9 protein-coding genes are annotated in these 21,840 nt (G+C 46.2%); 7 read left to right on the top strand and 2 right to left on the bottom strand.

The genetic code is table 11. The features are described 5' to 3' along the window. The first annotated feature begins 13 nt into the window (after nucleotides 1-13). Together ACHKAR_RS14600 and ACHKAR_RS14605 are read left to right on the top strand one after the other, a co-directional pair. The gene (locus ACHKAR_RS14600) at nucleotides 14-1,960 is read left to right on the top strand and encodes a tetratricopeptide repeat-containing sensor histidine kinase (RefSeq protein WP_159582420.1); all 1,947 of its coding nucleotides are present in this window, start codon (nucleotides 14-16) and stop codon (nucleotides 1,958-1,960) included. A gap of 182 nt (nucleotides 1,961-2,142) precedes the next feature. After that, complete coding sequence (locus ACHKAR_RS14605; RefSeq protein WP_395418089.1) at nucleotides 2,143-10,500, top strand: MBG domain-containing protein; 8,358 nt, start codon at nucleotides 2,143-2,145, stop codon at nucleotides 10,498-10,500. Between the two features lie 83 nt (nucleotides 10,501-10,583). On the opposite strand, the gene ACHKAR_RS14610 is transcribed toward ACHKAR_RS14605, so the two are convergent. Continuing rightward, nucleotides 10,584-12,986, bottom strand: a complete 2,403-nt coding sequence (locus ACHKAR_RS14610; RefSeq protein WP_395418091.1) for an ABC transporter permease — start codon at nucleotides 12,984-12,986, stop codon at nucleotides 10,584-10,586. Nucleotides 12,987-13,211: 225 nt separating this feature from the next. Between ACHKAR_RS14610 and ACHKAR_RS14615 the strand changes: the two genes are divergently transcribed. Together ACHKAR_RS14615 and ACHKAR_RS14620 are read left to right on the top strand one after the other, a co-directional pair. Then, nucleotides 13,212-15,410, top strand: coding sequence for a tetratricopeptide repeat-containing hybrid sensor histidine kinase/response regulator (locus ACHKAR_RS14615; RefSeq protein ID WP_395418092.1), 2,199 nt, complete (start codon nucleotides 13,212-13,214; stop codon nucleotides 15,408-15,410). 90 nt (nucleotides 15,411-15,500) lie between these two features. Then, nucleotides 15,501-15,671 (top strand): hypothetical protein, encoded by a 171-nt coding sequence (locus tag ACHKAR_RS14620; RefSeq protein ID WP_159584041.1) that lies wholly within the window; start codon nucleotides 15,501-15,503, stop codon nucleotides 15,669-15,671. A gap of 67 nt (nucleotides 15,672-15,738) precedes the next feature. On the opposite strand, the gene ACHKAR_RS14625 is transcribed toward ACHKAR_RS14620, so the two are convergent. Continuing rightward, nucleotides 15,739-16,011 carry a hypothetical protein gene (locus ACHKAR_RS14625; RefSeq protein ID WP_159584039.1) on the bottom strand — a complete coding sequence of 91 codons (273 nt, stop codon included), beginning with the start codon at nucleotides 16,009-16,011 and terminating at the stop codon, nucleotides 15,739-15,741. 158 nt (nucleotides 16,012-16,169) lie between these two features. On the opposite strand from ACHKAR_RS14625, the gene ACHKAR_RS14630 reads away from it, so the two are divergent. The 3 genes from ACHKAR_RS14630 (at nucleotide 16,170) to ACHKAR_RS14640 (ending at nucleotide 21,777) form a co-directional block, all read left to right on the top strand. Continuing rightward, nucleotides 16,170-18,989 (top strand): ATP-binding protein, encoded by a 2,820-nt coding sequence (locus ACHKAR_RS14630; RefSeq protein ID WP_395418094.1) that lies wholly within the window; start codon nucleotides 16,170-16,172, stop codon nucleotides 18,987-18,989. A 131-nt stretch (nucleotides 18,990-19,120) separates the two neighbouring features. Beyond that, entirely contained in the window at nucleotides 19,121-21,082 is a 1,962-nt protein-coding gene (locus ACHKAR_RS14635; protein WP_395418096.1) for a tetratricopeptide repeat-containing sensor histidine kinase, read from the top strand. Further along, nucleotides 21,079-21,777, top strand: a complete 699-nt coding sequence (locus ACHKAR_RS14640) for a LytR/AlgR family response regulator transcription factor (RefSeq protein WP_395418097.1) — start codon at nucleotides 21,079-21,081, stop codon at nucleotides 21,775-21,777. The genes ACHKAR_RS14635 and ACHKAR_RS14640 overlap by 4 nt, the downstream gene beginning before the upstream one ends. Nucleotides 21,778-21,840: the final 63 nt, after the last annotated feature.

Genomic DNA, 21,840 nt, shown 5'->3' on the forward strand with positions numbered 1-21,840 from the left:
CTTACTTATCGCCATGAATAGAGTCATTCGTTTCTCCCTGTGTTTGTCATTCTACATTAGTTCCCTATTTGCGGGAGCTCAGGGATTGTCTCTGGTAGATAGCTTGAAATCGATGCTGAAAAATCCGCCCAATGATTCAGTGGAAACCCGCTGGGTCAACTCACTCTTTGGGTTATACATGTCGATTGATATGGACTCTGCCCTTTACTATGGCCAGCAGGCCAAAGCGCTGGCAGAGGAGCTTCAGGATTCGGTATTGATTGCCAGCAACACCCTCAATTTCGGAGGGTATTACTGGTACCAGTCGGATTTCATCAAAGCGATGGAATGCTATGTCCGGGCTGCAGAGATTTTTGATAAGCTGGGGAGTGAAACTGACAAAGCCGACGCGCAGCTCAATATTGCCCTGATCTATATGACCATGGGCGAAGGAGCAAAATCTAAACCCCTTTTTTACAAAGTCTTTGAGGTCTATAAACGAAATAATTACCTGAACGGTCTCTCAACGGCCTATCAATACCTCGGGGCTGTCTTTCAGGATGAAGCCAACTATGACTCGGCTATTTATTGCTTTAAAAACTGCATTGACTATGCCATAAAGTCTAAAATGGTGTTGAATCAGGCTTGGGGCTATAGTGGCCTGGGGGAGGCGTATCTAAAGAAAGGAATGTATGCTGAAGCCAGAGCGTATCAATTGAAATCTCTTCAAATAGAAGAACAGCTGGGCAACAGAGTAGGAATGCTCCAATCTTACATCGCTCTTGGGTCATTAGAAAAACAAATGGGGAACCTGTCAATGGCTGAGCAATATTTTGTAAAAGCAGAGTCCATGCCTGAGTTGTCAGGAGACCTTATCAGTCAGCGAAATCTATCCCAGGAGTTTGTGAAATTGTATGAAACCACAGGTGAAGTGGCTAAAGCATACGAATACTATCGAAAACATGTAGCTGCGGTTGATTCCATTAAAAATTCACAAGACTTGGCGACGATCAATGAGCTCAATGAAAAATATGAATCTGAGAAGAAGGCCAACGAAATTTTGACTTTGCAAAGAGAAAGTGAGCTGAACAGATTGATTTTGGACAAAGAGAGGAGTCAGAAATTGCTCTTCGGAGGTGCTTCTGTTTTATTTCTGCTACTCAGTGGTGCCATGATTTTTGGCTATTTCCAACTGAAGAAGTCGAAAAATCAGATTGACAAGCAAAACAAACTGGTCACCAAAATCAACAAAGCACTCAACAAGTCACAGGATGAACTCCTTGCAGCCAATAAGACCAAAGACAAGTTTTTTGCACTCGTGGCCCATGATCTCAGGGGGCCGGTTACTTCTATGCAAGGCATTGGCCGAATGCTTTCGTTTTATCGAAAAAAGGGAGATGAGGAGCGCATCGATCAACTCATCGAGCAGGTAGATCAGTCCTCTGCATCGGTGAATCATCTGCTGGACAATCTGCTCAAATGGGCCCTCTCGCAAACCAATGGTCTCAATTTTCAGCGTGGAGCATTTGAAACGAAGGGCTTGGTAGAGGAGTGCATGACTATTTTTGACGAGGGCATAAAAGCCAAAGAGATCGCCGTATCTGTAGAAATGCAAGGCGGCCTGATGGTGGAGGCCGACTACAATATGATCAGTACCGTTCTCAGAAACCTGCTGAGCAACGCGCTCAAATTTTCACCAGTAGGGGGCACGATTAAATTATCAGTTTCTGAGCGAGAGGATTATGCTGAGATCACTGTAACGGACTCAGGGCAGGGTATGCCAGAAGAGACCATCCGTAAAATTCAAGGAAATGAGCCTGTAGAAAGCACCCGCGGTTCACAGGGTGAAAAGGGCACCGGGCTTGGGCTTGTATTGTGTCAGGAATTCATTCGCTTGCATGGTCAGCAGTTGCACATCTCTTCCTCCAGCCAGGGTACTTCTATCTCCTTTCTACTGCAGCTCGCACATCAGATGGCTTAGGTTTGGGGTTTTCAAAGGTAAAAATTAAGACGCGCTTAAAAATTTAATGATCAGAGTTGATAGGTTCATGTACGTATCTGAGTAGTTCATGTACGGATTGAATTAGCAGATTTTATTAGGAATCATATTACGGTGCAAAGCCTCTCAGGGAGGTCTATTGTCCCTTAAAACCTAGTAAAGACATGAACAATCTATCCACCTTTGATTCCCTGGAATCACGCACCGCACCTTTGACCAAAGGAGTGTACAGATCCTTGGCAGTCTTAGTACTGCTCTTGCTTACAGTTTCAGCCACTTTTGCCCAGCCGCCCATCTCTGGTGGAGATTGTGGAAGAAACGTCCTGGAGTTTGATGTCAGTGGTAACACTGGTACTACCTCCATTACCGGTTTTGACTATGCTGAAGGAAGTTTTGAAGCCTGGGTCAGGAAGGACAACTGGAGCGATCCTTATGACGATGCACTTTTCTCCAACGAAATCGGACATCCACATTCGAACTCTTTCTATATTTCTTTTCACAGTGCCGTAGGTTTACATTTCAGATATGGTGGTAGTGAGGATACCGGAAATGTTGCCGCTTACGCCTCGAGTACTTCCACAGACACCCTGGCAGCCAACTCCTGGCACCACATCGCCGCGACATGGGAAAATGATGGCAATGCTACTACTGTAGCCATCTACATTGACGCTCAGTTAATTGCGAGCACTTCCACTAGTAGTGATTTGGTGCTCAACACCACCAATCCATTTGGTCTGGGACTTGGTGTGGTCAACTATCTATACGATTTTCAGGGGGGAGCCATGGCTGAAGTCAGTGTATGGAATGTCGCCAAAACACAGGCAGAAATAGAATTAGATATGGGCAGGATATTGTCCGTGGAGGATTTGGGTTTGATTGCCTACTGGCCGTTGAACGATACTCCCGGAAGTGCCACAGCTTCAAATCTTATTCAGGCCACAGAAACCCTTTCGCTGTTGGATTTTAGTGATGTAAATACGTCTTGGGCTTCTTTTCCCATGGAGATCAAGGTGTCGGATGAGCGAATGTCATCAGGAGATACCCAAGATTTTGGGTTGGTGGCATTAGGTACATCACGTGAAGTTACTTTCACCATTACAAACCAAACTGATACCTCACTTGACCTCCTTGGCAACCCTGCTGCCACCATTACCGGGAGCGAGGCAGACCAGTTCACACTTGATCTGTCAGGTACAGCTACCACACTTGCGGCAGGAGCCTCTACAACATTCAGTGTGAGTTTTGATCCTCAGACAGTAGGGGTTAAGGAAGCTTCATTGGCTTTTACCACTGTTGCAGATTGCTCTGATCCCTACACGATCAATTTGACCGGGACGAGCCCGGATTTGACCCTATCGTATGCTGGTGCAGGGTTCACCGAGCAGACGGCCAATGACGGGTCGGTAGTAGGATCTATCACTATTACAGTATGGGGAGATACTTTCCAGGATGATGACGCTGATAATTTGCTTGACATTGATAGCGAGGTGACGATTGGCAATGTTCCGGTGGGTCTTACTCCCATTCTGACGCTGAACAGCGACACAGAGGCGGTACTAACCCTCATAGGGAATGCCTCCGCTCACCAGAGTGTGGATGATGTGGCGGATATTACTTTTGAATTTAAGGATGCAGCTTTCACAAATTACGAAGCTGCGTCTATACCCAACGCTACTGGTCCCGTATCAGGTGGTGCAGGTATTGATTTTGATGATAACCCAATCATGATTTATTCAGGAGAGGGGTTTGTGGAGACCATAACTAACGATGGTAGTGTATCAGGGTCAATATTCATGAACCTCTCAACAGGGTCTTTTGCAACAAAAAGTTCTCTAGTCTATGCCACGGACTATTCCATAAATAACCTACCAGAGGGACTTGTGCCAAATATTGCCATTTCAAATACTACTTTGGGAGAAAATTGGGTTTTAGGTAGCGGATCTTCAATTCAAAGTTGGAGATCTGTTGCTTATGGCAATGGTAAATATGTGGCTGTTGGTTACGAAACAAGTGACGTGATGATCTCCTCCGATGGTATCAACTGGGAAACTCATCCGGCTCTGTCTTATGGCAGATGGAATGAGGTGGCTTTTGGTGCAGGCAGATTCGTAGCAGTGTCCAATTCAGGAACAGATAGAATCATGACTTCCACCGATGGAGTCAATTGGTCTTCTGTGGGAATTAGCTCTGGCTCATTATGGTCAGTTACTTATGACCAGGGAAAGTTTGTGGTTTGTGGGACTGGAGTCACCCGTACCTCCACAGATGGGTTGACCTGGTCTATCCAATCTGAGCCGTCAAATAGTTATTGGTGGGGGGTTACCTATGGAAATGGGCTCTTCGTTGCTGTATCATATGTTGGGAGTAATAGCATCATGACCTCCACGGATGGTGTGAGCTGGACGTATCGCTCAGCACCGGAATCAAATTCCTGGAGAGGAGTAACCTATGGGAACGGTGTATTTGTAGCAGTAGGTGCTAACAGCATAATGACTTCAACCGACGGCATCAACTGGACAGCTCATTCGGCACCTTTTGGGAATTGGGAGGAGGTGACTTTTAGTCAGGGCTTCTTCACCGCTGTTGGTGATTATGGCATCATCACTTCATCTGATGGAGCGAGTTGGGTGCAAAAGACAGCCCCGTCTGCATCATGGTATGGACTTACTTTTGGCAATGGTAAATTGATAGCCGTAGCAAATGGAAGTAGTAATGTGACTGTGTACAGCGAGACCAGAGGAGCGACATTAACCTTTTCTGCTCAGGCATCTTCTCACTTAGGTTCGGACGATGTAGTCGGTTTGGAACTCACGTTTAACGACTCTGCTTTTGATGGAATACCTGCCAGCAGTGTGATAAATGCCATTAACGGGAACACGGGCTTAGGTATAAACTTTGTTGATGAAGCGCCCTCTCTCACATATTCTGGGACTGGCTTTTCAGAATCGGTTTCAAACCTTGGTGCTGTAGATGGTTCTATTGTTATCACGCTAACGGAAGATTCCTTTCGTGATGAAGACACAGACGGAAAACTCGAAGTAGGATCACAAGTCTCAATCAACAATGTACCGGATGGACTCACCCCGGTGGTGACAATTAACACCACAACCGAGGCGGTATTAACTCTGTTTGGAAATGCCTCGACACACCAAGTTTCCGACAATGTCGCGGAAATCACTTTCGAGTTTGACGATACCGCATTCGGTGCGTTTGGAGCTCAGGATATCACAAACGCCACCGGTCCGGCTAGTAGTTCGTTGGGTGTTTCATTTTCTGATAATCCCTCCATTACCTTCTCTAGTGAGGGTTTTGAGGAAACGACCGCCAATGATGGAAGCGTAAGCGGTTCACTGATCATCGACTTAAGTGGAGATACATTTGCTGAAGGCATTGATATTGGGAATGGAATTACCTTTGATAACATCCCCGCAGGGTTAATAGCTACGTTGACCAGCAATAGTTCGACTCAGATTGAAATTACCCTTTCAGGAAACGCCACTGACCATGAAACTGACCATGATTTAGCAGAGCTCTTGTTTTCTATGGATGATGTCGCATTTTCTAATTATAACGTGAGTGCAGTACTCAATGCCACAGGCACAGTGAATTCAGGAGTGGGCATCAGTTTTGCAGACAGCCCTGTGTTGTCATATACTGGTGAGGGATTTGAAGAGTATTACTCTAACAATGGCAGGCTTGAGGGCTATATTTCCATCACACTTGTTGGGGATACTTTCAATGGTTTAAGTGATGCTCATGGAAATAAATACCTGGAATATGGAGTGCATTACACCATCACCAACCTCCCGTCTGGCCTCATGCCCAGAATGGGTACGTGGGAAACGACCGCACAACTAAGTTTTTTATCTGATGGGCTTGCCGAGGCGCATCAGCCTTCGGATGATATCAGCGATCTGATCATCAATTTCAACGATGCAGCCTTCACTTCGGTCAGTGCCGAAAATATTATCAATGCGACCAATGCTTCTACCGGAGTGGGGATCAGCTTTAATTATGCCCGAGGGAGCTTGTCTTATAGTGGTGGCTTCACAGAGTCTGACCAAAATGATGGGTCATTGGAGGGTAGCATGGTCGTCACTTTAACAGGTGATACATTTTCTGATCCCGATATGGATGACTTATTGACCCACGGCAGCCAGGTTTACGTGTCAACTCCTTATCCATTGACTCCCAAATTGGTACTGCTCAGTTCAACGCAAGTGGAGGTGACACTCGAAGGAAATGCCAATGATCATGAAAATACAAACGATCAAAGCTATCTGACCATCACCTTTTATGACCAGGCTTTTACCAACTCCAATAGTGCTGAAATCTCTAATGCTAGAGATTATCAAAATGGAATTACTTTAGATTTCAATGATAACGCCGGGCTTACTTATTCTGGAGATGGATTCTCCGAAACATCAGAAAACAAAGGGGTAGTTTCGGGTTCAATGACCATAGATTTGATCAATGATACATTTGCCGACCCAGATGGCGATGGCCTTTTGACTGTTCCGGGTCAATTGAATCTACAGAACTTACCTGCGGGATTGACTCCTGTAGCTATTTTAACTTCCACCTCACAAATGGTGTTGACGCTGATAGGTAAGGCAGTAGATCACGAAAGCTCGAACGATGTACCAAGCCTCAATTTTCAATTTACGGACGAAGCATTTACTCTTACTGCGGCCCAATATGTAGCAAATGCAACTGACCCATATTCAGAATTCTTTGCTAGTGGCATTGGGATCGACTTTGAAAACCGGCCGGAAGGCATCAGTTTTGAAGGGAATGGTTTTAAGGAAGTATTAGCAAATGACGGATCAGTGGAGGGGGAAATCAAAATATTTTTGGCTGGTGAAACCTTTGAAGATGATGGAGATGGCCTCCTTGACCTTTCTTCACAGGTGACACTAGGCAATGTTCCTTCCGGCCTCACACCAAACCTCAGCATTACATCCAACAATTTGGCAGGCTATGACTGGGCGTCAACCTTCCATTCAGGTGATGGCAAATATGTAACCGTAACATATGGCGATGGATTATTTGTAGCTCTTGCTAATCACAACACCCATCGGCTGGCAACCTCTCCCGACGGTCTCAACTGGACCAAAAGCACATCGCTTGACATAGCTGAGTGGTCTTCTGTTACCTATGGCAATGGCATTTTTGTTGCCGTCTGCTACAGTGGTACTTATTTTTCTTACACCTCTACTGATGGTGTCAATTGGACACCCGGTACCGCTATGACAGAAATTGGTTGGCAAAAAGTAGTCTATGCAAACGGCATCTTTGTAGCGACTCAATCATCAGGAGCGAACAGGGTGATGACCTCTACTGATGGTGTAAACTGGAGTGTAAATGCCGGAGACTCAAATATAGGCAGCTCTCTCGCTTATGGAAATGGAAAATTTGTTTCTTTCGACTATTATCAGGGTCAAAGCGTGGCTGTATCAACAGACGGAATCAACTGGACCGCCCATGCAGTTTCAGCTTCCGACAGTTACTATTTGGGCATGAACGGAATAGCCTTTGGAAACGGAAAATTTGTTATCGTTTGTGACTATGTTGAGGATTCCGGAGAGCAGAATAGCAATGTGATAATCACCTCGGTTGATGGCATCAATTGGACCATGCATGAAATAGCCAATACCGAGATGTACGGGGTAGTTTATGGAGAGGGGATTTTTATCGCGAATGGGTATAACGATGTTTCTGAGGACAATGGGATTTACATTTCAGAAGATGGCCAGACCTGGGAGATCCTGGAAGGTGTGCCGGGTTTTGGTTGGAATGAAGCCATTTTTGCAAATGGAGGATTTGTTACAGTAAATCAAGGTTGGGTTAATGAAGGCTGGGGCAGTTACCAGATCATGACCAGTTTTCCTAATGCTGAGGCTACCCTCACCCTTACCGGAAATGCGGACTCACATCAATCAGCTGATGACATAGCGGACATTACCTTTGAGTTTACAGATGCGGCTTTTACAAATTCCCTTGCGGTGAATGTTCTAAACGCTACAGGCCCAGCGAGTAGTGGACTAGGAGTTGATTTTGAGAACAATCCACCCGCCAACGACGATTGTGCAAACCCTCAGGTCTTGAGTGTCTACCAACCGGGTGAAGGAATGGCAACAGAGGGATCCACTGAATTTGGCGTGCCAAATACCGAATCCAGCCCTTGCACAGAAGAATCAAACATTAGGGATGTCTGGTATTCGTTTAATTCGGGTGAATCAGGCCAGGTGATTTTTACAGTGGAGGCCGGAGAAAACACGACCATAGGGGGAGCGATTTATGCTGCTTGCGGTGAAATATACCAAATACCGCATCCGCTTGGAGCTTTTCCGGCTTGCGCACTCGACCAGAGTGAGCTGCTTCTTCTGACCCTTACTCCAAATACGGACTATTTGCTCCAGGTATGGAGCCCGGATGGAGACGAAGGTGACTTTACCGTACTACTTGAAGCGAACGCTCCTCCCGTCATCGATCAAATAACGGATAAGACCCTGGACGAAGAGACAGAAATTCAATTCACCGTTACCGCAACGGACGATTTTCTTCCATTGGGCAATATAGAATTTGTGCTTCACGAGGAGTCAGTCAATCTGGGAATGAATCTGGACAGTCAGACCGGTGCGTTCAGTTGGATCCCAACTGAAGACCAGGGGGGTGTCTATGAGGTAGTGGTTTACGCCTTGGATTACTTAAGTGAACTTACATATTCTGTTAGTTATACTTCAGATACTTTCAACATTACTGTAAATGAAGTGAATGTGGCTCCTGTGCTGAATGTAGTGGAAGATCAATCTGCGACAGTTGGACAAACGATGACCATCGCAATTTCCGGATCGGATAGGGATTTGCCTTCAAATGTGCTAACCTTTTCCTTGGATCCTATTTCCTTGGGCAAAGGGATGAGCATCAATTCAGCCACAGGGGGATTTAGTTGGTCGCCGACTTCAGCTGGTGCAGGAACTTCCAATGCTGTAACCGTGACACTTTCCGATGGATTTCTATCGGATGACGTCTCCTTTTTGATCAATGTGGAAAAGTTAGACCAGGCAATTACTTTCGACGAACTTGCAGACAAAACCTATGGAGACGCACCTTTTGACCTGACAGCTACGGCGAGTTCCGGTTTAGAGGTGGCTTATGCCAGTTCGGATGAAACTGTAGCATCGATTTCCGGAAGCACCGTAACGATCGTGGGAGCGGGTACAGCCACCATAACGGCCAACCAGGCAGGTAATGACAACTACAGTGCTGCATTGGATGTACAACAAACCTTGACCATAGAAAAGGCCTCCCAAGCCATCACTTTTGAGGCATTGGCTGATAAGACTTATGGGGATGCCGCTTTTGACCTGACTGCTACAGGCGGTGCGAGTGGCCATGAAGTGACCTTCACCAGCTCGGATGAAACTGTGGCTTCTATTTCAGGAAGCACCGTGACGATCGTGGGAGCGGGTACAGCCACCATTACGGCCAGTCAGGCAGGCAATGACAACTACAGTGCTGCATTGGATGTGACACAAAGTCTAACCATTGGAAAGGCCTCTCAGGCCATCACTTTTGAGACACTGACTGATAAGACTTATGGCGATGCAGCTTTTGACCTGACTGCTACAGGCGGTGCGAGTGGCCATGCGGTGATCTTCACCAGCTCGGATGAAACCGTGGCTTCTGTTTCAGGAAGCACCGTGACGATAGTGGGAGCGGGTACAGCCACCATTACCGCCAGCCAGTCAGGCAATGACAACTACAGTTCGGCATTGGATATAACACAAAGTTTGAACATTGGCCAAGCATCCTTAATGGTGTCGGCAGGTGATGAGTTCAGGATGTATGGCGAAGTGAATCCCGGATTCACAATTGCCTATCAGGGGTTTATCGGTGATGATTCGGAGGCAGATCTGGAAACAGTCCCGACGGCCTCCACCCTTGCCACTCAAACGAGCGATGTTGGCACATACGCCATCACTGTTTCTGGTGGTGTGGCTCAAAACTATGCCTTCACTTATACAGATGGAACATTGACCATCAACAAGGCGCAAGCCAAAGTGACCCTTGAGAACCTGACTCAAACAGCGGATGGTACAGCCAAGTCGCCGACAGTCACAACTAACCCTGCTGCGCTCAACTATTCAATGACCTTTGATGACAGTAGCACTTTACCCACCGAGGCTGGTACCTATGTGGTGGAAGTGACTGTATTGGAAACTAACTATGAAGGGTCGGCTACCGGCAATTTTGTACTCACAAAAGCGGTAGCCTTAGGCGCTCTTCCGCTGGTGAATGAAGTGAAAGTTTATCCCAACCCCGCCGCTGAACGATTGACGGTAAGTGGGGATGACGGACTCCTCGTGAAGATTTACGACATCAGTGGTGTGTTACTGCTCGAAGATGAAATAAACCAAACCATAGCCATTGACAGACTCAGAGCGGGCGTGTACCTGCTCCAGGTAAGTGATGCCAACGGTAGGGTTGTGAGTCATCAGAGGGTTGTGAAATACTGAACAGGAATAAACGATTACTAGGGCAGACTGATCTCAGAGATTGGTCACTAGCCAGCTCCCAGGGAGCTGGCTTTTTTTATTATTTATTCATCCCGAAGCACTTCTGCCGGATCTGCAGTGATGGTTTTGTAGAAATTAGAAAACACGGTCAATGCAGAAATCAGGATAGCGAGCGCGCCTGCCGTTAGAAAGGGAGCCGGACCGAGATCCACCCGGTAGGCAAAATCTGACAGCCAATTCCTAACCAAAAGAAGGGCAATGGGCGTGGCTAAAATGAGTGAGCCTAAAACCAGAAAAAACTGCTCTTTGTAGCCTACCATGAAAAGCTTCAAATGGCCAGCGCCCAGTACTTTTCGTATACCAATTTCCTTGGTTTTTTGCTGTGCAATAAAAGTAGCCAGCGCAAAAAGACCGAGACAGGCTATGATAATCGTGAGCACCGCAAAAACTCCCAGAATCTGTCCCAGGTTATTTTCACTTTTATAGAGCCCACGCAGTTCTTCGCTCAGTATTTTATAAGTAAATGGCTTATTCGGCACAAATTCTTCCCAAATGTTCTGGATATGGCCTAGCGTCTGATTATTTACCTCACTGACCTTGATGGCCACATGCCGAAAGAAAAAGAATCCATTGGGTCCGCGCTGACCTATATCCAGGACAAACGGCCCTATCTCAGAATGGAGGGATTTGTAATTGAAATCCCGGACCACTCCCACTATGTTTTCGTTGCCCGAAAGTGACCGAAGGGGGTGACCAATGGCCTCTTCCGGGGTGGCATAGCCAAGGGTTTTGGCCATGGCGACATTGATGATCACAGCCAGGCTATCTTCCTTTTGATGGTTTCTGTTAAAATCCCTGCCGGCAATCACCTCCAAACCTAGTGTGCCCGCAAAGTCTTCATCCACCAGCAGTGCCGGATAGAAATTCCAGGTGCCAGGCTGCATGCCTTCATGATGAAAGTCGTGATTGTTGTTATTGGCACCTATCATGTCACTCATGGTGGTGATAGACTCAACTGATGCATTGGCTTTTAGGGCGGTTTTAAAGCCTTCAATCCGCTGACCAAGATTTGTGGTGGCCGCATCCAGAATGATCACATCGTTGGTGTGATAGCCATAGTCCTGGTTGCGAAGGAGCTGTAGTTGCTGATAGGTGACATAGGTAAATATGATAAGTACTATGGCAATGGTAAACTGGGAGATCACCAGCCCTTTTCTAAGTAGTTGTCCTTTGGCGTTGGAGATAAATTTGCCTTTGAAGACCAGCAGCGGATCAAATGAGGAGATAAAGAAGGCGGGATAAATCCCAGATACCAACCCAACTAAAATTACCACTCCCAGTTGGAAGAGCAGATTGTTCAATCCAAACAGCTCTGCGAAGCTGATATTGATCAAACCCTGCAGAAATGGCAGCGCTATATAACACCCAATGAGTGCCAACACATAGGCAATGAGTGAAATGATCACTGACTCAGATAAGAACTGAAATATCAGCTGAGACCTGGCAGCTCCTGACACCTTGCGGACGCCTATTTCTTTGGCCCTCAGGAGGGAAAATGAGGTAGAGAGATTGATGAAATTGACAATAGCAATAACGATGAGGAACAGCGCACAGGAGATAAAAATATACACGTACTTCATATCACTGTTGGCACTCAGTTCGAATTCAAGATGCGAGCCCAGGTGGATATCCTGAATGGGCTGGAGGTAGTGGCTGGTTTTATCCTTGGTGCGTGGGTCATAATATTTCTCTACCATCAGGGGAAACTTATTTTTTTCCAGGTCCTGGACCGAGGCATTTTCGCTTAGCCTGATATAGGTCCATGCCGGATTCCACACCCATTGAGTTTTGAGAAATGGGGCATTTGTTTCCAGCGTTTGCATGGAAAGCAGCATTTCCGTACGAATGTGGGAAATAGATCCTTGTTCGTATACCCCGGTAATGGTATAGGTGGTATTAAATCCTTCACGAGTGATCTTCTTCCCCATTGGATTTTCATCACCAAAATATTTCTCCGCAAGGTTTTTAGAAATGGTTGCAGAGAAGGGGCCGGACAAAGCAGACCGATCACCCTGAATAAGCTTAAAATCCAGAAGGTCGAACACGGTGGAGTCAGTGAAGTAGATGTAGCGCTCATTGAACTTTCGCTGATCTTCCAAGGTGATGGTGATGATGGGAGTTTGAAAGTCAAAAAATCTTACCATCCCTTCCACATCATCTGGAAACTCTCTGACAATGGCGGGCCCTGTGGGCCACGGTGAACTGGAGCTGTTCTCCAGATAATTTTCACTCTCTATCAGCTCTGCCACGCGGTATAACCGCTCATAGTGTGGGTGTCCCTGGTCATAACTCAGCTCTTTCATTACATACCTGTAGATGAAAAAGAATGCAGCAAGGCTCACTGCCAGTCCAACAATGTTGATAAAGCTGATCAATTTGTTTTTGGCCAGGCTTCTAACAGTGGTTTTGATGTATTCAGGTGTCATGGGCGCGGAGTTTGTTTGTCTTATTTACGGTACACAGCTTAGGAAGTATGCTGATTTTACTTCAGCGGTTAATTAGGGTATATTGATTGTGCAGAGTGGAGATAAACAGGCAATTTGAGCTACCAGATGCAATAAGCCAATGGGTCTTGTCAGTAGAATTCTCATAATTTTCGCTATTTTCATACCCATGCCCTGTTTGTACCCCCTGAACAAGTAGCCACCAACATGTATCAGACCAATGTGAATGACGCCCAAAAAGTAACACGCCTGCTCGTAGAAGCCTATGATGCGAGGGTGAATGACCTTTCTAAAAGCGTGATGCTGGCGCAAGAAGCCCTGGAGATTAGCCAGCAACTGGACGAAGCTATTCTTATTGCCCGTTCGCTCTCGAGACTCTCCCTGTTCTATATGATTTTGGGAGAGTATAAGAAGACCATGAAGCTTGGTAAAAAGGCTTTGGGGTATTTTCAGATTCTGGGTGATGAAAAGGGCATTGCGGATGTCAAGTACAATATCGCCGGGGTGTACTACCGTACTGACAACTATCACCTGGCGCTTATTTACCTGATTGATTGTTTTGAGATTTACCAAAAGCTCAACGATTTTCATAATCAATCACGGGTGCAAAAATCTCTGGGCACCATTTATGAGTATTTTGGAGACCAGAAAAGTGCCATTCTTTCCTACGAAAAAGCCATCAAAGCCGCCCAAATGGCTGGCGATCTCAATCTCGAGTCCAATGCCTATAATCCACTATCTGGCGTTTATCTGAACAGAGGTGAAATAGACAAGGCTTCTGAAATGATAGAGCAATCGATCCGCATGAAGAATAAAACAGGGGATGTCCGTGGATTGGCATTTGGACTTTATGGCAGGGCCAAGGTGTATGTAAAACGCAAACAATATCAGTTGGCAGAGGAGACTTTCCTGGAAGCCGTTAGAATCCATGTGGAGATGGGTGAGCGGCTGGGCCGGGGTATGTGTTATCATAAGCTGGGGCAACTGTACCTCGAAATGGGTGATCTGGAGAAATCTGAGAAGATGCTGGATGAGGCATTGGACTTTGCCCAGGAGTACAACATGGTCATCATTAAAATTAACTGCAATTATCTCAAGTATCAGCTTTATAGGCAGAAGGATGATGCGGTGCAGGCACTGAAGTATTTAGAAATCTACCTCAAAGAGAAGGAGGCGGTGATGAATACCCAGACCCAAAAAGTGATAGAAAGCTATGAAGCAGTAACCAAAATGGAGCGCCTGCAGAAGGAGGCTCAGATGAACAGGGAAAAGGCCGAAATTCTCAAGAAGAAGAATAGGGCAGAGGAGTCTTCCAGGGTGAAGCAGGAGTTTTTATCCACCATGAGTCATGAGATCAGGACACCCCTCAATGCGGTTATTACCATTACATCCTTGTTGGAAGAGAGATCGGACAAGGAAGAGAATGAATTACTCCGGTCGCTGAAGTTTTCTGCAGATAACCTTTTGAGAATCATCAATGACATCCTGGACTTCTCCAAATTGGATGCTGGCAAGGTGGTGCTGGAACCTCAGCCCGTGGAGATTAGCTTGCTGATGGAAAACATCAGAAACACTTACCTGGGGATGGCTCGCGAAAAAGGGATTGACCTCAAGCTGACTGTAGATCCTTTGCTGGCGGAGGTCTATCTGGCTGACGAAACCAAGCTTTCCCAGATTTTGGGTAACCTCATCAGCAATGCGATCAAATATACGGATGAGGGGCAGGTGAGCGTGGAAGTAAAACTATTGGATCAGGGCGAATCGCGGGATCAGATAGAGTTCAGGGTGGAGGATACCGGGGGAGGGATCCCCGAGAATTTCCTGGAGGAGATTTTTGAAAGCTTCTCACAGCCCAGGTCTTACACCACCAAAAAGCAAGGCGGATCTGGGTTGGGCTTGGCCATAGTGAAAAAGCTCATAGGACTTCATGGGAGTAACATTCATGTGAAAACCCAGGAAAATGAAGGTTCGGTATTTTACTTTCAGGTGAGTTTTATGAAGGGGGAAAGAAAGATTACCCCCTCTCATCAGGAATCTGATGGACTAACCGGCCGTACGGTGCTCATAGCTGAAGATAATATGATCAATGCCATGGTAGCTCTCAAACTACTGGCCAACTGGGGGGTGAAGGCCACCCATGCGCGGGATGGATCGGAGGCTATTCAAATGTCCAGCGAATGTAAATACGATTACATCCTCATGGATATTCATATGCCAGAGGTAGATGGATTCGATGCTGCCAAGACCATTCGGGAATCAGAGAATCCAAATCTTGAGACTCCCATTTTTGCACTGACGGCTGATATTACTGCTCATCAGCGAGAGGTTTTTGAGCCGTATTTTGATGGTTTTTTACTGAAACCCATCGAACGAGAGAAGCTCTATCAGACGCTTCTTACTCATTAGCTTGGATTATTCAAGTTTGGCGGAATCGTGGCCCCGAATGGCAAGATTATGAGGGTGAACAGGTCATATCTTTACTGAAAAATCGGAAGTATGTTAACTACAAAATCCCGCAAGGACGTTCACCCATTATACAAATACATGCAGCACTGGCAGGCTTTCAATCAGCTGATGAGAAAGCAGGTAAACCACTCCTTACTCAGAGGACTTGGATACCTGATCTTTGCACTCATTATCCTTGGGCTGCTGGAGTATTGGTTCTAAAGCTTAAAAGGGCATAAAAAAAGCATTTTTGCTACCAAAAATGCTTGAGAGTGTTGCCTTAGGTGGCTTACTCTGCTTTTACAGACTTCTTGGCGCCATCTACCAGACCTTTGGCATTGTCAATAAGTCCTTTGGACTTGGTTGCATAGGTTTCCACCATATCATTGTACGTGGTTTTATACTCCGTAAGTTTCTTATCGAGCGTTTTCCTCGTTTTCTTCAAATCCTTCTCTATTTTCTTCAGTTTTTGCTGACTTCCCTTCGGATCTGCATAGTAGGCCAGGGCCAGTCCTGATGCCACTCCTGTAATAAATGTGAACAATGTTTTGCTAGCACTCATATCGTTAAAATTTTTAGTGATCTAATCTTTGAGTTATTAACCGACTCATTATCAATTTGTTTTATTTTACCACGCGGTATTTTTCTGACCTATTGCGATATTTAGTTGGCGAAATGAGTTAATTTTCGGGTTCTTTGGTATGAAGATAGGAGCGGAATATGAGCAACCCACCAGCGAATAAGTACGCATTTTTTCTACTGATCAGCACCTTTTTTTGTGTTCATTGTGCTTTTGCCCAGAGTAATGAATTCCAGGATTTGGTTAGGTCTATTGAAGCGATAGAAGCTCAGGATGAGCCGCCTACGGATAGCTTATGGGCCTTGAGTCAGCCTTATTTCAGTGCTAAGTCTGATACCATTAAGGCCCGCATCAACCTGCTATGGGGGCGTCACTATTTCAGTGAATTTCAGTTCGATTCAGCCAAACACTTTATGGAAGAAGCCATAGGCTTCTATGCCAAGGCCCCCGGAAGGAAAAGAGATCTGGCGGCCTCATTGATCTATCTTGGACATCTATGCTATGACATTGAGGACATCTCCAGTGCCATCAGTGCCTATCATCGGGCTCTGGCGATCTATGAGGAGTTGGGGATGCAAGCAGAAGCTGGAAATGCTTACAATGGAATAGGCAATAGCTACTGCTACATTGCGGAGTTCAACCTCTCTCTGGAGAACTACCAGAAATCCATGGAACTATACTCCACTATTGGTGACTCCACTGGTGTTTCCAAAGTCTTGGGAAACATTGCCAATTTGTATACGGTCAGGAAGGATTATGATAAATCCCTGGAATATTATGAAAAAGCCCTGAAATGGAGTGTTAATAACGCTCGTCAGCGAATGGATCACATTTTGGGAATTGGTATTATCAAAGAAGAAACCAAGGAGTACGATGGGGCCGAAGCGTATTATCGTGAGGCCGTGTCATTGGGCAAAGAAGTGAAGGACTATATCCAACTCGCCTACACCTATCAGAACCTGGCTTTCCTGTATGTCAACACTGATCAGCTGGATTCTGTACCTAAGTACATGGAACTCACCAGGGAACTGGCGGAAAAATACGCTATCGGGAACCTGCACAACAATCTCAATGAGATCAATCACCAGTACCTCTTCAAGAAAGGCTTATACAAGGAAGCCTACGAGTTGCTGAAGGAGGTACGAGCCAAGAGCGATTCATTTTACAACCTGGATATGACCCGTCAGCTACAGGAGGTAGAGGCCCAGTACAGCACCCTGAAAAAGCAAAAGGAATTGGCTCAGAAGGATCTGGAGCTGGAAAGAGCTTCTGGTGAGTTGGGAAGAAAGGAGTTTCAGAGAAATATTCTGATTGTCGGCCTGTTATTCGTCATGGTGCTGGTGGTGATGATTTACAGAAGTCGCCGGCTGAAGGATAGAGCCAATAATATTCTGAAACAAAAAAATCAGCAGATAGAGGAGAAGAACAAGGAAATCAAATCCATGGAGGAGGCCAAATCACGCTGGTTTATCAATATCTCTCATGAGCTCCGCACACCGCTTACGCTCATCAAAGGGCCCATCAGGCAGGCGCTTGGGGCCATCCCCAGCAATGATCACATTTATCAGGACCTGAAGATAGCCGACCGGAATGTAGGCCAATTACAAAAACTGGTGGATGAGATTCTGGATCTTTCCAAAATGGAAGATGGCAAGATGCCTGTGAATTTGGGGAGAACTAACCTGACCGAGCTTGTATTGAATGCCCTGGCGAGTTTTGACAATGCCGCGCGCCATACCAAGGTGAAGTTAGAGTTTGAGCTGGATCCGCAGAATCCCGTGGTGATTAGTGCGGATCGGGAAAAGATCAATAAAGTCCTGACTAACCTTGTTTCTAACGCGTTGAAATTTACGCACGAAGGTGGCAAAATCACCGTTGGACTAGAGGTGAGTGAGGAGGGTGTAGCCCTGTTTGTAAGAGATACTGGTGATGGGATTCCGGCAGATGATCTGGACAAAATATTCGATCGATTTTATCAATCTACCCATTCTGGTGGAGGTCAGGGGGGCACAGGTGTGGGACTTGCCTTTTGCAAGGAAATCGCCAGGATGCATGGAGGGGACCTTTCTGTTACCAGTGAGTTGGGAGTGGGTAGCCGGTTCGAATTGTTCCTTCCGGGGCAAAGGCTCTCAGGCGCAGATGAGATAGCGCAGGAAGAAGAAGCACTGCAGTTGGCAACTCCGGATATTCATGAAGAACCTGCCCAGTACCGTTCCGTGTTGAAAGACAAAAAAATACTGGTGGTAGAAGACAACGCAGATATGCGTGCTTATATCTCGGGTTTCCTGAGTAGGGATTTTGAAGTGATAGAAGCCAGAGATGGCATGGAGGGACTGGAGAAGCTGCGTGCTCACACACCGGACCTCATCGTGTCTGATGTGATGATGCCCCGTATGGATGGGCTCACTTTTGCCAGAGAAGTGAAGAAGCACCCGACCTGGAAAAACATTCCGTTCATCACGGTGAGTGCCATTGGGGACGAAACTGAGAAAGTGAACACCCTGAGAATCGGGATCGATGATTATCTGGTGAAGCCCTTCTTTGCAGAAGAGCTCCGTGTGCGGGTGCAAAACCTGATTTATAATTATTCGGAGCGGATCACCTCACAGGCAGAGCCACAAGAGGAGGAAATTTCTCATGAAGAAAAGACCTTGAAAAAGCTGGAAAAGGAAGTGTATGACAACATTGATGATTCCAACTTCAACGTGATCAGGCTGGCGGAGGCCGCTTCTATGAGTGAGCGTCAGCTGTATAGGTACATCCGTGAGATGACAGGCCTCACTCCTGCCAATTTCATCAAAGAGATCAGGCTGCAACGTGCCATGGACCTGATCCAGAAAAAGGTTTACAAACGTACCTCCCAGCTATCCTATGCGGTTGGGTTTCCACAGCCTGCCTACTTTTCCACGGTCTTCAAAAAACGTTTCGGGAGGCTTCCGGCAGAGTACATAGAAGACTAGTCACCTTATCAGCACCCGTGTCTTATGGTTTTGTTCTTAGCGAAAGTCTGATGATGACTCCTGACCGTAGATCAGATGGTTTTTGCGTCAGATCGGGTATTTTAATGCCTCAGTATGTTATCTTTCGACTCATGTCATCGCTAAGAAAGAAACTAATTCCAATATTCGTTTTGGTCATTTGCCTTGCCTCAGTTGGAATCGTTCAGTCCCAGCCTTCGGAAAAGCAATTTGATTTCGACAGTTTGGAGCAGCTGGTGTCATCTTCTCCTGATACTGTGAGGATAAAAATGCTGTTTGACGCCACATATGCCCTCAGAAAAAATTTTCCTGATAGTGCCCTTAGCTATGGGCAGCGAGCTCTAGAGCGATCAAAGATCATTGGTTTCGACAGGGGTATTGCCGAGAGCTATAATAATTTAGGGGCTGTATTTATCATCAGGAGTGAATATGATACCGCGGTGTCCTTGCACAGAAAGGCGATCGAATACTATCAGAAGCTGGGGGATGAAAAGGGCCGGGCCACGGCTTTGAATAACATTGGGCATATAGAGCAGGAAAGGGGCAACTATGAAGCAGCCGCGGAGGTGCTTCTAGAGTCTATTCAGCTCAATGAGCAAATTGGAAATGACAAAATATTGGGTTCAAACTATATTAATCTGGGCCTTGTCATGTCAAATCTTGGTCAGGCAGACGAGGCTATTTCCTATTACCGAAAGGCCATTCCGCTGAAGGAAGCCAGTGAAGACTTTGAGTCCCTCGGTAATATTTATAACAACCTGGGGATCGAATTTAGAGTGCGGGATCAATTGGATTCTGCGGAATATTTTTACCGAAAGGCGATTCATTATCGCATAAATGCCAGGGATTACTATGCCCTCGCTGGGAGCTACAATAATTTGGGAATACTCTATTACTATTTGGATAAGCCCGATTCAACCGCAAAGCTGTTTCACAACGCCCTCCAGACCTATCAAGCTGTGGACGATAAGAAGGAAATAGCCAGGTCCTATTTCAATATTGCTGAACTGCACAGAATGCAGGGCCGATTTGAACCCTCAATTACGAATTTGGAACTGGCCTTAGCCTCAGCAAAGCAAGCGAAGAGCAAGGAACAATTGCGGGACATCTATAAGGGTTTATCCAGGGTAAATGCTTCCAATGGGAATTATGAAAAAGCGTACGAGCATAGGCTGAGCTATGAGAACTATGAGGATAGCCTGAGGAGCGATCGGACCAACCGCATGGTAACTGAGATGAGCACGAAGTACCAAACCGCTGAAAAGGATCGGGAAATTGCGGCACTGAACTTAGACCAGCAAACAGCAGCTCTAGCTCTGGCCAACTCACAAAACCAACGAAACATCTTTATTTCAGGGTTTATCATCTTTTTTATAGCGGCTGGCTTCTTGCTCTACCGCTACAATACCAAGCGAAAAACCTCAAACCTACTGACAGAAAAAAATCAACAGATTTCCCTGGCACTAGAGGAGCGGGAGACGCTGCTCAAAGAAATCCACCACCGGGTAAAGAACAACTTGCAGGTCATCTCCAGTCTGCTTAACCTACAGGCCGGATCGCTGAAAGACGAAGCAGCGGTGGATGCAGTAAAGGAAGGACAGAACCGGGTGAAATCCATGGCGCTGATCCATCAGAAACTTTACAGTGCCGAAGATATCCGGGGGGTGGATGTGCAAGACTACCTCGAGAACCTCACTTCAGAGCTGTTCAGTGCCTTTGGGGTGCAGGGTGCAGGATTTGAGATTGATGCTTCGGGTATCAAACTGGACATAGATACGGTCATCCCTTTGGGCCTCATCATCAATGAGCTCATTACCAATACCATCAAGTATGCTTTTGTTACCTCTCATGAGGGGTTATTGGAAATACAGATCAGAGAGGAGGGAGATAAGCTCAATGTAATGGTGCGCGACAATGGAGCGGGCATGGATGCCGAGGCACTGGAAAAATCAAACTCCTTTGGGTGGAAGATGATCCGTTCACTGTCCAGAAAGGTAAAAGCGGAAATAAACATCCTAAATGATCAGGGTACCACCGTGCAGATGACCCTTTCGAGATATAAATTAGTCGTATGACAAAACCCTCGATCTTAGTAGTGGAGGATGAGCCACTCATTGCGGATGACATTGCGGATACGCTGACCAAAAACGGATACTATGTGGTAGCCATTGTGGATGAGGGAGTGGATGCGCTTCAGGCCATGGAGGACCATAAGCCGGATCTGGCCATATTGGATGTGAATATTGAGGGCGATATGGATGGCATTGAGTTGGCACCAAAGCTGGGCATTCCTTTTGTTTTTTTAACTTCCTATTATGACAAGGCCACACTAGACCGGGCGAAAGTCCTGCATCCTGCGGGTTACATTGTAAAGCCCTTCAGCGAGCGCGACCTGATCGCCAATGTGGAGCTGGCGTTGCACAAAGTGCCCCAGCAGCCGGTGGCAGCCAAGGCACATCCAGAAAAACTCTTTGTGAAAAGGGATCAGGAGATTCTCTCTGTGATGTCCGATCAAATCCTCTTCGCGGAGGCATTTGATAACTACGCCTACCTCTATACCGAATCAGAAAAGTACATTATCAGCCATACCCTCAAGAGCATAGAAGAAAAGCTGGTGCCGCTAGGTTTTCTCCGCGTGCATCGCTCGTATCTCATCAATTTTGAGCAAATCGATTCCATATCAGAGGGGTATGTCTTTCTGAAGGGACACAAAGTTCAGATCGGAAAGTCCTTCCGAAAGGAGTTTATGGACAGACTGTCGTTGCTTTAGCGCCACTAAAAGACAATAGCCCTCCACTAAAAATTTTTTGCCCTTCACTAAAAGGGTGTTCCG

The sequence above is a fragment of the Marinoscillum luteum genome, assembly GCF_044005705.1.
In the GTDB taxonomy this organism is placed as follows: domain Bacteria; phylum Bacteroidota; class Bacteroidia; order Cytophagales; family Cyclobacteriaceae; genus Marinoscillum; species Marinoscillum luteum.